The organism is Skermanella mucosa (assembly GCF_016765655.2).
Classification (GTDB): domain Bacteria; phylum Pseudomonadota; class Alphaproteobacteria; order Azospirillales; family Azospirillaceae; genus Skermanella; species Skermanella mucosa.
In genome coordinates, this window is the sequence record NZ_CP086106.1 from 6133143 (window position 1) to 6148061 (window position 14919).

11 protein-coding genes are annotated in these 14919 nt (G+C 67.2%); 8 read left to right on the forward strand and 3 right to left on the reverse strand.

Annotated elements, in window-relative coordinates; all coding sequences use genetic code 11:
- The first annotated feature begins 45 nt into the window (after nt 1–45).
- The 8 genes from nusA (at nt 46) to JL100_RS28485 (ending at nt 10989) form a co-directional block, all read left to right on the forward strand.
- The gene (gene nusA, locus JL100_RS28450; protein ID WP_202684493.1) at nt 46–1560 is read left to right on the forward strand and encodes a transcription termination factor NusA; all 1515 of its coding nucleotides are present in this window, start codon (nt 46–48) and stop codon (nt 1558–1560) included.
- 53 nt (nt 1561–1613) lie between these two features.
- Entirely contained in the window at nt 1614–2357 is a 744-nt protein-coding gene (locus tag JL100_RS28455) for an RNA-binding protein (protein WP_202684494.1), read from the forward strand.
- A 10-nt stretch (nt 2358–2367) separates the two neighbouring features.
- A complete protein-coding gene (infB, locus tag JL100_RS28460) occupies nt 2368–5106 on the forward strand; it encodes a translation initiation factor IF-2 (protein ID WP_228420957.1) in 2739 nt (912 codons plus the stop codon).
- A 183-nt stretch (nt 5107–5289) separates the two neighbouring features.
- Complete coding sequence (gene rbfA, locus JL100_RS28465) at nt 5290–5979, forward strand: 30S ribosome-binding factor RbfA (RefSeq protein ID WP_202684496.1); 690 nt, start codon at nt 5290–5292, stop codon at nt 5977–5979.
- Nucleotides 5969–6910, forward strand: a complete 942-nt coding sequence (gene truB / locus JL100_RS28470) for a tRNA pseudouridine(55) synthase TruB (RefSeq protein ID WP_202684497.1) — start codon at nt 5969–5971, stop codon at nt 6908–6910. The genes rbfA and truB overlap by 11 nt, the downstream gene beginning before the upstream one ends.
- Nucleotides 6911–6940: 30 nt before the next feature.
- Nucleotides 6941–7210 carry a 30S ribosomal protein S15 gene (gene rpsO, locus JL100_RS28475; RefSeq protein WP_158047707.1) on the forward strand — a complete coding sequence of 90 codons (270 nt, stop codon included), beginning with the start codon at nt 6941–6943 and terminating at the stop codon, nt 7208–7210.
- Between the two features lie 333 nt (nt 7211–7543).
- Nucleotides 7544–9655 carry a polyribonucleotide nucleotidyltransferase gene (gene pnp, locus JL100_RS28480; protein ID WP_202684498.1) on the forward strand — a complete coding sequence of 704 codons (2112 nt, stop codon included), beginning with the start codon at nt 7544–7546 and terminating at the stop codon, nt 9653–9655.
- A 191-nt stretch (nt 9656–9846) separates the two neighbouring features.
- Nucleotides 9847–10989, forward strand: coding sequence for a PAS domain-containing protein (locus JL100_RS28485; protein WP_202684499.1), 1143 nt, complete (start codon nt 9847–9849; stop codon nt 10987–10989).
- Between the two features lie 127 nt (nt 10990–11116).
- Here JL100_RS28485 and JL100_RS28490 read toward each other — a convergent pair whose 3' ends face one another.
- Genes JL100_RS28490 through JL100_RS28500 form a run of 3 tightly spaced genes read right to left on the reverse strand, consistent with a single transcriptional unit; the run spans nt 11117 to nt 14788 of the window.
- Nucleotides 11117–11602 carry a class I SAM-dependent methyltransferase gene (locus tag JL100_RS28490; protein WP_202684500.1) on the reverse strand — a complete coding sequence of 162 codons (486 nt, stop codon included), beginning with the start codon at nt 11600–11602 and terminating at the stop codon, nt 11117–11119.
- Nucleotides 11603–11624: 22 nt separating this feature from the next.
- Nucleotides 11625–12089, reverse strand: coding sequence for a cyclic nucleotide-binding domain-containing protein (locus tag JL100_RS28495; RefSeq protein ID WP_202684501.1), 465 nt, complete (start codon nt 12087–12089; stop codon nt 11625–11627).
- Nucleotides 12090–12148: 59 nt separating this feature from the next.
- Nucleotides 12149–14788, reverse strand: coding sequence for an ABC transporter ATP-binding protein/permease (locus tag JL100_RS28500; protein ID WP_202684502.1), 2640 nt, complete (start codon nt 14786–14788; stop codon nt 12149–12151).
- Nucleotides 14789–14919: the final 131 nt, after the last annotated feature.

Consider the following 14919-nt stretch of genomic DNA (forward strand, 5'->3'; position numbering starts at 1 on the left):
CTCACGTCCGAGTGCCTACTCTAACGAACGCCAGGGACTTCTGGAATGGAACTGCTACAAGTAGCCGATGCGGTCGCCCGCGAGAAGAACATCGACCGGGATGAGGTCCTGGAAGCGATGGAGCAGGCGATTCAGAAGGCAGGCCGCTCCAAGTACGGACACGAACACGACATCCGGGCGCGGATCGACCGCAAGACCGGCGACATCCACCTGATGCGCTACCTGGAAGTGGTCGAGGAGGTCGAGAACGAGGCGACCCAGCTTACCGTCCGCGAAGCGCAGCGCATGAAGAAGGACGCCGCCGTCGGCGAGTTCCTGACCGACGAGTTGCCGCCGATCGACTTCGGCCGGATCGCGGCGCAGACCGCCAAGCAGGTCATCGTCCAGAAGGTCCGCGAGGCGGAACGGCAGCGCCAGTTCAAGGAATACAAGGACCGCGTCGGCGAAGTGGTCAACGGCCTGGTCAAGCGGGTCGAGTACGGAAACGTCACGGTCGACCTGGGCCGGGCGGAGGCGATCCTGCGCCGCGACGAGCTTCTGCCCCGCGAGCACTTCAAGAACGGCGACCGCGTACGCGCGTACATCTATGACGTACGGGCCGAAGCCCGCGGTCCGCAGATCTTCCTGTCGCGCACCCATCCCACTTTCATGGCGAAGCTCTTCTCCCAGGAAGTGCCGGAGATCTACGACGGCATCATCGAGATCAAGTCGGTCGCCCGCGACCCCGGCTCTCGCGCCAAGATCGCCGTGCTGAGCCACGACAGCTCGATCGACTCGGTCGGCGCCTGCGTCGGCATGCGCGGCAGCCGCGTCCAGGCCGTCGTCGGCGAGCTCCAGGGCGAGAAGATCGACATCATTCCGTGGTCCCAGGACCCGGCGACCTTCGTCGTCAACGCCCTGGCCCCGGCCGAAGTGGCCAAGGTCGTGATGGACGAGGAAAGCAAGCGCATTGAAGTCGTGGTTCCCGATGACCAGTTGAGTCTGGCGATCGGACGCCGCGGCCAGAACGTGCGTCTCGCCAGCCAGCTGACCGGCTGGGACATCGACATCATGACCGAGAACGAGGAGTCGGAGCGGCGCTCGGAAGAGTTCAAGACCCGTTCCCAGCTCTTCATCGACGCCCTGGACGTGGACGACGTGATCGCCCACCTGCTGGTCGCCGAGGGCTTCTCGTCGGTCGAGGAGATCGCCTTCGCCGAGACCAACGAACTCGCCGAGATCGAAGGCTTCGACGAGGACGTGGCCGAGGAGCTGCGCGAGCGCGCCCGGACCTTCCTCGACCAGCAGAACAGCGAGATGACCGAGCGGCGCCAGGCGCTGGGCGTCGTCGACGAGATCGCGGAGATCGAGGGCCTGACCCCCGTCATGCTGGTCAAGCTGGGCGAGAACGGGGTCAAGACCCTGGACGATCTGGCCGACCTCGCGGGCGACGAGCTGCGCGAGATCGTCGGCAAGGACGCCATGACGCTGGACGACGCCAACGCCATCATCATGGCGGCCCGCGCCCACTGGTTCACCGAGGACGGCGAACCGGCGACCGCCGCGACCGAACAGCACTGACCCTGGTCTTTCCAGGACTACCGCTCTCGAACCAAGGACCGACCCTGCACCGGATGACATTACTGAACGCCCACCCCACCCTGCCCCACGAGGCAGCAGACCCGCCCGAAACGTTCGAGCCCGGTTTCCCCGGGCACGAACCGCTTGAGGAGGAGGCGATCGGCGGCCGGCGCAGCCCATTGCGGCGCTGCATCGTCACCGCCGTCGTCGCCGACCGCCAGGGCATGATCCGGTTCGTCGCGTCGCCGGAAGGCGCCGTCGTGCCGGACCTGGAGGGCACGCTGCCCGGACGGGGGCTGTGGGTCACGGCGGACCGGGAGATCCTGGCCAGGGCGGTCGCCAAGAACCAGTTCTCCAAGGCCGCCCGCCGCAAGGTCAAGGTCGATCCCGGCCTGGCCGACCGGGTGGAGGCATTGCTCAAGCGGCGCTGCCTCGACTCGATCGGCCTGTGCCGTCGCGCCGGGGTGGCCGTCTCGGGGTTCGAGAAGGTCCGCGAGGCGTTGCGCAAGGGCAAGGCGGGCGCGCTGATCGCCGCCGCCGACGGGGCGGAGGACGGGCGCGGCAAGATGCGGGCGCTGGCCGGGGAGGCGCCCGTCGTCGACCTGTTCGACGCGGCCGATCTCGGCCACGCCTTCGGTCGCGACCACGTGGTGCATGCGATGCTGGCGCCCGGCCGATTGGCCGCGCGCTTCCTGGAGGAGTGCCGGCGGTATGCCGGTCTTCGACGGGGTGCCTCGGGTGAAGGCAATTGCGGTCCGGCATCGGCCGGCCGGGCAACAGATACAACGACGAGCTAGTCGGACACAGATGACTGACAGTAACGACCAGGACCGCAAGAAGGTTTTGAGCCTCCCCACCAAGGGCAAGCTCGAACTGAAGAACAAACCCGCCGATGCCGGCTCGGTTCGGCAGAGCTTTTCCCATGGCCGGTCGAAGACCGTGACCGTCGAGGTCAAGCGCAAGCGGACGATCGAGAAGGGAGCCGCGCCCGGCGTGGCCGACGGCGGCGCCGCGGCCCGCCGCGCGGCCGAGGGGCTGCCCCTCAAGGGCGCGCCCGGCGGCAGGGGCCAGCGTGGCCAGCCCGCCGTCCGGCAGCTCACCAAGGAGGAGCGCGACGCCCGCCTGCGCGCCCTCCAGGGCGCCATCCGTTCCGACGAGGAGCGGCGGCAGGTCGAGGCCGAGCTGGCCGAGGCCACCGTCATCGAGGAGCCGGAGGTCGTCGAGGAGGCGCCGGAGCCCCAGCTCGACGCCGAGGCCCTGCGCCGGCGCGAGCTCGAGGAGCTGAAGAGCATCCAGGAAGAGGAGCGCGCCAAGGCCGAGGAGGCCGAACGCAAGCGCCAGGAAGAGGAAGCCAAGCGCAAGGAGGCGGAAGCCGCCAGGCGCCCGGCTGCCAAGGCTCCGGCCCGCGACGAGGAGGCCGCTCCGGCCGCCGCCCGCTCGGGCGAGGACGACCGCCGCCGGACTCCGGCGGCGCCGCGTGCCGCGGAAGCCGCCATCGGCAAGGCGGCCGGCATGATCGCCCGCGCCGGCGAAGAGGAAGACGACGGCCGCGGCCGCCGCAAGACGGCTCCCGGTGCCGGCGGCGGCCCCGCGAAGGCCCCGGCCAAGCCGCCCGCGGCTCCCAAGGGCAAGGCGGGCGACCGCCGCCGCGGCAGCGGCAAGATGACGGTCACCCAGGCGCTGAGCGGCGACGAGTCCGAGCGGACCCGCAGCATGGCGGCGCTGCGGCGTGCCCGTGAGCGCGAGAAGCAGCGCCTGAACAGCCGGCAGGAGACCCAGAAGGTCACCCGCGACGTGGTGGTGCCGGAAGTCATCACCGTCCAGGAGCTGGCCAACCGCATGGCCGAGCGCGGCGCCGACGTGATCAAGTCGCTGATGCGCATGGGCGTGATGGCGACGATCAACCAGACGATCGACGCCGACACGGCGGAGCTGGTAGTCGCCGAGTTCGGTCACCGGATGCGCCGCGTTTCCGAGGCGGACGTCGAAGTCGGCCTGAAGGGCGAGGAGGACATCGAGGAGAACCTGATCCCGCGGGCTCCCGTCGTCACCGTCATGGGCCACGTCGACCACGGCAAGACCTCGCTGCTGGACGCGCTGCGCGCCACCGACGTGGCGAGCCGCGAAGCCGGCGGCATCACCCAGCACATCGGCGCCTATCAGGTGCAGCTGGGCTCGGGCGGCAAGATCACCTTCATCGACACCCCGGGCCACGCCGCCTTCACCGAGATGCGGGCGCGCGGCGCCAACGTCACGGACGTGGTGGTGCTGGTGGTGGCCGCCGACGACGGCATCATGCCGCAGACGGTCGAGGCCATCCACCACGCCAAGGCGGCCCAGGTGCCGATCATCGTGGCGATCAACAAGTGCGACCTGCCCGACGCGAACCCCGACCGGGTCCGCCAGGAGCTGCTGCAGCACGAGCTGGTCGTCGAGGAGATGGGCGGCGACGTGCTGGCGGTCGAGGTTTCGGCCAAGACCCGCATGGGTCTCGACCGGATCGAGGAGGCCATCCTCCTCCAGGCGGAAATCCTGGAGCTGCGGGCCAACCCGAACCGCGCCGCCGAAGGCGTCGTGATCGAGGCCAAGCTGGAGCGGGGCCGCGGTTCGGTCGCGACCGTGCTGATCCAGCGCGGCACCCTGTCGGTCGGCGACATCTTCGTCGCCGGCGCCGAATGGGGCCGCGTCCGGGCGCTGGTCAACGACCGCGGCGCCAGCGTCGACACCGCCGGTCCGGCGATGCCGATCGAGGTGCTGGGCCTGAACGGCACGCCGCTGGCGGGCGACGAGTTCGCGGTGGTGGAGACCGAGGCGCGGGCCCGCGAGATCACCGAGTTCCGTCAGCGCAAGCGGCGGGAGGCGGCGGCCTCGGCGGCGTCGCGCGGCACCCTGGAGCAGATGTTCACCCGCATCCAGGCGGGCGAGGCCAAGGAACTGCCGATCGTCATCAAGGGCGACGTGCAGGGCTCGATCGAGGCGATCAGCGGCGCCCTGGAGCGTCTGACCGCCGCCAACACCGAAGTGAAGGTGCGGGTGCTCCACAGCTCGGTCGGCGCGATCAACGAGTCCGACGTGACCCTGGCGAACGCGTCCAAGGCGATGATCTTCGGCTTCAACGTCCGTGCCAATCCCCAGGCTCGCGAGATGGCGAAGCGGGACGGCATCGAGATCCGCTACTACTCGGTGATCTACGACGTCATCGACGACGTGCGGGCCGCCCTCACGGGCATGCTGTCGCCGATCCTGCGCGAGCGGTTCCTGGGCAACGCCCAGATCCGCGAGGTGTTCAACATCACCAAGGTCGGCAAGGTCGCCGGCTGCATGATCACCGAGGGCGTGGTGAAGCGCGGTGCCGGCGTCCGCCTGCTGCGCGACAACGTGGTCATCCACACCGGCACGCTGAAGACCCTGAAGCGCTTCAAGGACGAAGTCCGCGAGGTCCGCGAAGGGTACGAATGCGGCATGGCGTTCGAGAACTACGACAACATCCAGGCAGGCGACGTGATCGAAGCCTACGAGATGGAAGAAGTGGCACGGCAGCTCTGACCGACCGCCGTCGCGGATAAGGCCTTGCGGCGCCCTCGGGCGCCGCGGGCCTCTTCCCATTTCGGGGCTTCCCGGAGCCCGCGAACAGGAACAGGGGCATGAAGCCCGCCGGCGGGTCAGGCTATACCCCCGTCGGTACCGACCGGCGCCGCGCGCGCGGCCGGTGGAAGAGGAAATAAACCCATGAGCAGCAAACGCGCAGGACGCAACCCGTCGCAACGCCAATTGCGGGTCGGGGAGGAGTTGCGCCATGCGCTGGCGGAAGTGCTCCGCCGCGGCGATTTCCGCGATCCCGACCTGCAGAACCTGAACGTCACCGTGACCGAGGTCCGGATCAGCCCGGACCTGCGCAACGCGACCGCCTTCATCACCCCGCTGGGCGGCGGCCACTCCGACGAGACGGTGGCGGCGCTGCGCCGCGCCGCGGCCTTCTTCCGCAGCCAGATCGCCCGCGCGGTCAAGCTGCGCTACGTCCCCACCCTGTCGTTCGAAGCCGACACCTCGTTCGAGTACGCCGACCATATCAACCGCCTCCTGCACGACCCCGAGGTCGCGCGCGACCTCGATGCCGACGGCCACGACGACGATGGGGATGCCGAGGAAACGCACAACGGCACCCACAACGGCATGAACGGCGACGGACCCGGCCACGACGAGCCGGACTACGAGGACGAGGACGACCTCGACGACGAGGAAGACGAGGAAGAGGCCGAGTTCGAGGACGACCTCGACGAGGACGACGACGACGAGGAAGACGACGTCGAATACGAGGAGGACGACGAGGACGAAGAAGAGGAGGAGGAGGCCGACAAGCCCGCTCCCTTGAAATCCTCCAAATCCTCCCCCGGCGGCCGAGGCCCCCGTGGCGCGTAAGCGCAAAGGCGTGCCCGTCCACGGCTGGCTGGTGATCGACAAGCCGGCCGGCATGACGTCCACCCAGGTGATGTCCCGGGTCCGCCGCCTGCTCAACGCCGAGAAGGCGGGGCACGGCGGCACCCTCGACCCGATCGCCACCGGCGTGCTGCCGGTCGCCTTCGGGGAGGCGACCAAGACCGTGGCCTATGCCATGGACGGCGCCAAGACCTACCGCTTCCGCCTGCGCTGGGGCGAGCAGACCACCACCGACGACCTGGAAGGCAGCGTCATCGCGACCAGCCCGAAGCGTCCGTCCGAGGACGAGATCGAGGCGGCGCTGGAAGCGTTCCAGGGCGAAATCTCCCAGGTGCCGCCCCAGTTCTCCGCGATCAAGGTCGACGGCGAGCGCGCCTACGACCTGGCCCGCGAGGGCGAGACGGTCGTTCTGGCGCCGCGCATCGTGCGCATCGACGGTTTCCACCTGATCGGGCTGCCGGACGCCGACCACGCGGATTTCGAGGTGGAATGCGGCAAAGGCACCTATATGCGCAGCCTGGCGCGCGATCTTGCCCTCGCTTTGGGCACCGTGGGGCACATAACGCGCCTCCGGCGGCTCAACGTGGGCTCTTTCACGCTCGAAAACGCGATTTCCCTGGACGATCTGGCGGCCATGGAGCATGGTGCCGCCGTCGAAAGACTTCTGCTTCCGATCGAGACGGCGCTGGACGACATCCCGGCGTTCGCCCTGACCGAAGCCGAAGCGCACCGACTGAGACTTGGCCAAACGGTGGCGCTGTTGCGCCGGCAGGATCGCGAGAGGCTCGAAGGCCTCGACTACGATCCGTCGGGCGATGGTGCTGTCGTTTTAGCCGTTTCCGGCGGCAAGCCGGTCGCGCTGGCCCGCGTCGAAGGGGCGGAGATCCGCCCGGTGCGCGTATTGAACCTGTAAGCATCAACCAGACCCGATTGGAGAGACCCGATGTCGATCACTGCCGAGCGCAAGCAGGAGCTGATCAAGGAATACACGACCGGTGCCAACGATACCGGTTCCCCCGAAGTGCAGGTCGCGATCCTGTCCGAGCGGATCCGGAACCTGACCGAGCACCTCCAGACCCACAAGAAGGACTTCCACAGCCGCCGCGGCCTGCTGGTCATGGTCGGCCAGCGCCGAAGCCTGCTGGACTACCTGAAGCGCAAGAATGTCGGCCGCTACGAGCAGCTCATTCAGCGTCTCGGCCTGCGCCGCTAAGGCCGGGTTCTTTCCGCACACCGCCCACCGGACAATTCCGTTTGCCGAAACCAGCCCGGATCCCTGACCGTCCAGGCTTCGCTTCGCGGAGCGGGCGGCGGGCTGCGGTGTGCACGGCATCATTCCGCCCGCGAAGGATTTTTTCGCGGGCGGGAAATGCTTTCGGCTCCATTTCATTGATGAGCTTTGCCTGCCGGCCCGGACCCGTTCCCGGTCGGCTTTCCGCCTGTGCTCATGCAGGATTGTTTTCACGCGGGGTCGACAACGACTGAGGGCCCCGGCCCGGCCCATCCAATCCGGGATGGCCTGGGCGTCGGATGGAAGGAAGAAACGATGTTCAACGTCTACAGAAAAGAAATCGATTGGGGCGGACGCAAGCTGGTGCTGGAGACCGGCAAGGTCGCCCGTCAGGCCGATGGCGCCGTGATGGCGACGTACGGCGAGACGACCGTGCTCTGCACCGTCGTCGCGGCCAAGGCGGCCAAGCCCGGTGTCGATTTCTTTCCGCTGACCGTCAACTACCAGGAGAAGGCGTTCGCCGCCGGCAAGATCCCGGGCGGCTTCTTCAAGCGCGAAGGCCGTCCCTCCGAGAAGGAGACGCTGGTCAGCCGCCTGATCGACCGGCCGATCCGCCCGCTGTTCGCCGACGGCTTCCGCAACGAGACGCAGGTCATCTGCACCGTGCTGAGCCACGACATGGAGAACGATCCCGACATCGTCGCCATGGTCGGAACCTCGGCCGCCCTGACCATCTCCGGCATCCCCTTCCTGGGCCCGATCGGCGCCGCCCGCGTCAGCTACCGGAACGGCGAATACACGCTGAACCCCCTGCTCGACGACGAGGTGGGCGAACTGGACCTGGTCGTCGCCGGCACCCGCGACGGCGTCCTGATGGTCGAATCCGAGGCCAGCGAACTGTCCGAGGACGTCATGCTGGGAGCCGTCATGTTCGGCCACCGCGGCTTCCAGCCCGTCATCGACGCGATCATCGAGCTGGCCGAGCAGTGCGCCAAGGAGCCCTGGGACATGCCCGCGGCCCCCTATGACGCCGCCGCCGTCAAGGCCCGCGTCAAGGAGACCGTCGGCGAGGACATCAAGGCGGCCTATTCCGAGATCCGCAAGCAGGACCGCCAGAACAAGCTGGGCGCCGCCAAGCTGAAGGCGCTGGAGGCCCTGACCTCGGACGAGATCCCCGCCGAGGCGATCGCCGGCACCTTCAAGGACGTCGAGAGCGACGTGCTGCGCGGCGCCGTCATCGACACCGGCCGCCGGATCGACGGCCGCTCGACCACCGACATCCGCCAGATCGTGGCCGAGGTCGGCGTGCTGCCCCGCGCCCACGGCTCCGCCCTGTTCACCCGCGGCGAGACCCAGGCCCTGGTGGTCGCCACGCTCGGCACCAGCCAGGACGAGCAGATCATCGACGCGCTCGAAGGCGAGTACCGCGAGAGCTTCATGCTCCACTACAATTTCCCGCCCTACTCGGTCGGCGAGGCGGGCCGCGTCGGCTCCCCCGGCCGGCGCGAGATCGGGCACGGCAAGCTGGCGTGGCGGGCGGTCCGTCCGCTGCTCCCGACCAAGGAGCAGTTCCCCTACACCATGCGGATCGTGTCGGAGATCACCGAGTCCAACGGCTCCTCGTCGATGGCGACCGTCTGCGGCGCCTCGCTGGCCCTGATGGACTCCGGCGCTCCCCTGCCCCGCCCGGTCGCCGGCATCGCCATGGGCCTGATCAAGGAGGACCGCGGCTTCGCCGTGCTGTCCGACATCCTCGGCGACGAGGACCATCTGGGTGACATGGACTTCAAGGTCGCCGGCACCGAGAAGGGCATCACCGCGCTCCAGATGGACATCAAGATCACCTCGATCACCGAGGAGATCATGCGCGTCGCCCTCGACCAGGCGCGCGGCGGCCGGATGCACATCCTGGGCGAGATGGCCAAGGCGATCGGCGGCGCCCGCGACGCGGTCAACCAGAACGCCCCGCGCATCACCGTGATCAACATCCCCAAGGAGAAGATCCGCGACGTGATCGGCTCCGGCGGCAAGGTGATCCGCGAGATCGTCGAGCAGACCGGCGCCAAGATCGACATCGAGGACGACGGCACGGTCAAGGTCGCGGCGGTGGACGGCAAGGCCAGCCAGGCCGCCATCGACTGGATCCGCGGCATCGTGGCCGAGCCGGAACTGGGCGTGGTCTACACCGGCAAGGTCGTGAAGGTCGTCGACTTCGGCGCCTTCGTGAACTTCCTGGGCTCGCGCGACGGCCTGGTCCACATCTCCGAGCTGAAGAACGAGCGCGTCGGCAAGGTCGGCGACGTGGTCAAGCAGGGCGACGAGGTGAAGGTCAAGGTCCTGGGCTTCGACGACCGCGGCAAGGTCAAGCTGTCCATGAAGATGGTCGACCAGGCCACCGGCGAAGACCTGAGCAAGAAGGCCGAGTAATCGGCATGACGGCGCCGCCCGGACCGGGCGGCGCCGTCCCCGCATTGGTCGCGTTTGGAACAATGGCCGGCGAACCTTGTTTGATCTGCTCTCAAGGTTCTACCCGTGTGTAAAAAAGAAGAAACGGCGGCTTGCGGACCGGTCTCCTCCAGGAGAGGGCACACGGAACCTGATAACTCAGGAGGCCAAACGTGCAGACTCCTCCCAAGGAGATGGACAATATCGCCCTGATCAACCATCCGTCGCGGGAGAATCCCTTCCGCAGCGTGGTGGAGGGCAGCCGGATGCCGATCGTGGTCACCGACCCGAACCAGGCCGACAATCCGATCGTCTTCGCCAACCATGCGTTCCTCGATCTGACCGGCTACGGTCTCGACGAGATCATCGGACAGAACTGCCGCTTCCTGCAAGGCCCGGACTCGGACCCGGAAGCACGCCGCCTGATCGCAAGCGCCCTCGCCGACCGGCGCGACATCAAGGTCGAGGTGCTGAACTACCGCAAGAACGGCACATCGTTCTGGAACGAGCTGTATATCAGTCCGATCCATGACCAGGACGGCAAGCTGCTCTATTTCTTCGGCTCCCAGCTCGACTGCACCCTGCGCCGTCAGGCCGCGGCCCGCATCGTCGAAGCCAACGCCCAGCTGGAGCGCAGGGTCGAGGAGCGCACCCGCGACCTGGAGCAGGCGTTGCGCCACCGCGAGGTGCTGCTCCACGAGCTTCAGCACCGGGTCAAGAACAACCTCCAGGTCATGGCCAGCCTGATCCGCCTGCAAGCCGTCCGCAGCGACAGCGAGGCGATGAGGTCCGGCCTCGACAACCTGCTCCTCCGCATCAACGCCCTGGAACTGATCTACCGCAAGCTCTACACCGACGACGCCGGGCCGACCCTGGAACTGGGCGGCTACTTGGCGGAGATCTGCGAGACGCTGGCGAATTTCCACGGTCCCGACAGGGGAGTCACCATGGACATCCGAACCCGGCCGTGCCACGTGCCGGTCGAGACGGCGCTGCCGCTCGGCCTGATCCTGAACGAGCTGGTCACCAACAGCTTCCGCCACGCCTTCGCCGACCGCGAGACCGGCACCGTCCGGCTGGAGCTCGAACCCCTGGACGGCAGCCGCTGGGAACTGCGGATCGGCGACGACGGGATCGGCGCCGCCGGCGGCCTGGATTGGGAAAACAACACCAACCTGGGCCTGTCCCTGGTCAAGGCCCTGGCAAATCAGATCCGTGCCACGGTCGGCGTGGACGGCAGCGCCGGTACCCTGTTCACCCTGACCTTCAAGGCCGAAGCGGCGGATGCCCGGACCGGACGCTCGGCAACGGGGTAGAAGGTTTTTGCCACAGATCCACGCAGATAAACGCAGATAAGAACCTCGATATTTGCCTGCGGGTGACTGAAGCTTCAGCAAGCCGGAGTTCATCTGTGTTTATCTGCGTCCATCTGCGGATGATTTTTTACACCCTCATCATGAAGTAACGCCCCGGCCGGACCGTCTCCGGCGGGCGCAGCGGTTCCCACTGGGGCATGCCCAGGTCCTGGTCGCTGACCACGATGCCGCCGTGCGCCATCAGCTTGTGCAGCCGGGGCGCCAGGAAAGCCGCCAGCTCGGCGTTGGCCCCGGGGTCGCCGGAGCCGATATCCACGTGGGCCAGGGCCGCGGGCGCTCCGATCACGGCGCCTGCCGACTCCAGCGTCTCGAACAGGTCGCCCAGCAGCAGGCACTCGGCCGGCGGGATGCAATCGGGATGGGCGGCGACCTGACGCTCGAACACGAAGATCGTGCGCTCCGGCAGCAGCGAGCGCAGATGGTCATAGGTCCGGCCGTTGCCCAGGCCGAACTCCAGCACCGGCCCGGGAATGCCGCGGACCAGGTCCGCGGCGGCGTTGAGGCAGTCGCGCTGGGCGCTGACCCGCCTGATAAAACTGTCCAACCGGCTCATGAACCGCCTTCTTCAGATTACGTCATGTGTGCGGCGGGGCACCGTGGGCGACGGCTTCGCGCAATTGCCGGGTCGTGTTCTCCAGGCGCTGGGCCAGCACCCTCATGATCTCCACCGCCATCTGCGGAAACTCGGTGATCATGCGGAAGAACAGGTCCTTGGAAATGCACAGCGTGGTCATGTCGGTGACGGCGACCACGCTTGCGGTACGCGGCACGTCGCACAGGATCGCGATCTCGCCGATGAAATCGTTGCGGCCGACCTTGGCGACCGTCAACGGCCCGTTCGGCGTATCGACCGTTACGTCCGCCTCGCCGTCGACGATGATGAACGCGCTGCTGCCCATTTCGTTCTGGGTGAAAAGCATGTCGCCCGCGTGGAAGGCGACTCGCTCGCTGGTGAAAGCCAGCAGCTTCAGCTTGCTCGTCTCCACGTTGGCGAACATGGGGATCCTGCGCAGCAGTTCGACTTCTTCGGCAAGGCTCACGACACGCTACTCCCGCTTCCGGCTTCTCATCATCCAACCGCCCGTCATTCGGCCGCCCGTCATTCGGCCGCCAGCAACTCGTGCATGACGGTGCCCGGCTTGTCCAGGTCCTGATAGCTCCCGTGCTCGGCGATCTGTCCACCCCGGAGCACCAGGGTCTGGTCGAACCGCCGGGCGATGCTGGGCCTGTGCAAGACCCAGACCACGCCGCGTCCCTGGCGCTCCTCCAGGATCGCGTCATGGATGCGCGTCTGGCTGGCGCCGTCCAGTCCGGCGGTCGCCTCGTTGATCACCAGCAGGTCGGGATTCTTCAGGATGGCGCGGGCCAGCGCCACCTTCTGCCGCTGCACCCGGGACAGCCGAGAGCCCGAGACGCCGACATAATGGTCCAGGCCGATCTCCTGGATGGTCTCGCGCAGGTGCAGTTCCTCGATCACCTGTGCCACCAGCCGGCCGACCTTGCCGCCGACCTGGGCCTGGCCGTACGCGACCTTTCCGAACAGGATGTTGTCCTGGATGGTCGAGGCCGAGTTGTAGCTGTCCTCGACGAAGAACTCGATGCTCTCGCGCAAGCCCTCCGGCAGGTCGCGGGCGAAGACGTGGCGCGCTTCCAGCAGGCGCCGCTCCATGCCGTCGTCGATCAGGCCCAGTCGGTGGCGGGCCGGGATCAGCTTGAAGGGCAGCGCCATCAGCCGGCGCTTCTCTTCCGGCTTCAGGCTGTCGACGCCCTCCTTGTCCGCCTTCGCCACCATCGGCTGGAAGTCGGGCAGCTCCTCCGAGCTGATGAAGCTGAACTGCTCGAAGAACTGGTGGCCTGGCGGCAGGTCGGCGAACAGTTCGATCATCGTGCGGGCGACCTGGACGCCCATGTTCAGGAAGTCGCGCGTCAGCCCCACCTTCTCCAGCACGCCCAGCACATAGGTATTCTCCGCCATGCTGTCGACCGCGAAGACCGGCCCGACCGGGCTGCCGAACAGAAGGTTTTCGGCCACCGTCGCGTTGTTGTTGAACCGGTCGGGATGCCAGATCTCGACCAGCGACCGCATCGCCGGCTGGGCCAGCTCGGCCCTCAGCGCCGCCCGCGCCTCCAGGATGCGCGCGACCACGTCCCCGTCGCCGCCTTTCGCCAGCGTGCCGTTAAGGCCCAGCCGGTAGACGTCGTCCGCCATATCCACCATGTCCAGCACGGCGAGCGTGCGCCGGCGCAGGCTCTCGGGGCCGTCGCAGCCGGCGGCGACATAGTCGATCCAGTCCGCGTCCAGCGGGAAATCGGTGTTGCCGGCCGCCCGTGCCTCGGAAGACCGGCGGCGGTGCTCGGCCGCCGACCTCTCGTCCCCCTCATGCACGGCCAGCGGGCGGTGCCGCAGCCCGTAATAGAGGTTGTCGCGCAGGCTGGCGGTGAACATGTAGCTGTTCTGCCCGACATAGGCGATGCGCCGCCCGGTGACCGCCTCCGGCATATGCACCAGATCCTGCTCGCCGATCCGGATCCGGCCGGCCGTCGGCATCAGCAGCCGGGCGGCCAGCATGGCGAACTCGTCCCGCCCGGCACCGCCGACGATCGCCGTGTGCCCGTCGAGCGGCAGCGTGCAGGACACGCCGTCCAGGATCTTCGGCCCGTTGTCCTCGCCGAAAGAGACGTTGGTGAAGACCATCGGCGCGGTCAGCCGCGTGTCCGGAGCGGCGTCGGTGGCGATCAGGCCGGCGGCCATCAGTTCAGGCACGTCGAACTGCTCGATCACCTGCTCGTACTTGATCCGGATGTCCTCCTTCATCTGGTAATAGTCCAGCAGCTCCTTCCACGGCCCCGCCAGATCCTTGTAGGCGGCCAGCACGGCGACCAGCGAGCCGAAGCTGATGCTCCCCTGGATCACCAGGTACCCGCCGATCGAGTAGAAGAAGAAGGGCGTCAGCTGGTTGATGAAGTTATTGAGGAATTTTATGAAGAATTTGCGCTGGAAGATTTCGAACCGGATATCGTAGACGTCGCCGTACCGGTGCGAGATGTCCGCCAGGTGCCAGGCCGAGGTGTCGTGGGCATGGATCTCCTGCACGCCGGAAACCGATTCGCCGATCCGGTCGGAGATCTGGCGCATCGCCCGCACCCGCTGCTTGCCGAGCTGGTTGACCTTGCGCTGCAGCCGGGGGATCAGCCAGCCCTGCAAGGGGTAAAGCGAGATCGCCGCCGCCCCCAGGATGGGGTCCTGCATGAAGATGAAGACCAAATAGACCAGCAGCGTGCCGCCCTGGAACACCGGCAAGGCGATCGAGTCGCCGATGAAGCCGCCCAGCGGCTCGACCTCGGCGGTGATCATCGGGATGATCTCGCCCTGGCTGACCTTGCGGAACCGGGGCAGCGGGAATCGGAGCACCCTGACATACAGCTCGTAGCGGAGCCGCCGCAGCATGCGCTCGCCCAACCGCCCTTTCAGGGTGTTGATCCGGAACTTGAAGGCGCCGTTGACCAGGACCAGCATCAGGAACATCCCTGACAGCAGCATCAGGTACGGCACCTGTTCGAACTGGAAACCAAGGAATTCCTTGGGAAAATTCTGTCCGCCGATGGCGTCGTTGACGATCTGCTTCGGCAGTTCCAATGAATAGTAAAGGAACGGGAACGAGGACAGGGTGAGCAGGAGTATGATCACCTGCTGCCGCGTACTATAGCGCAGCACGAAGCGAAAGATGCTCTTTTCCATACCACCGATGTCCGAAAAAGCGTTCCTGCGCTGGTCCGACCGGGCAGGAAAAAGTAGGGCCGAGAGTACCTGATGGTGTGGCACCCGGCAATTCACATGGTCGATAACCAGCTATTCTGCTAGAGACAGAC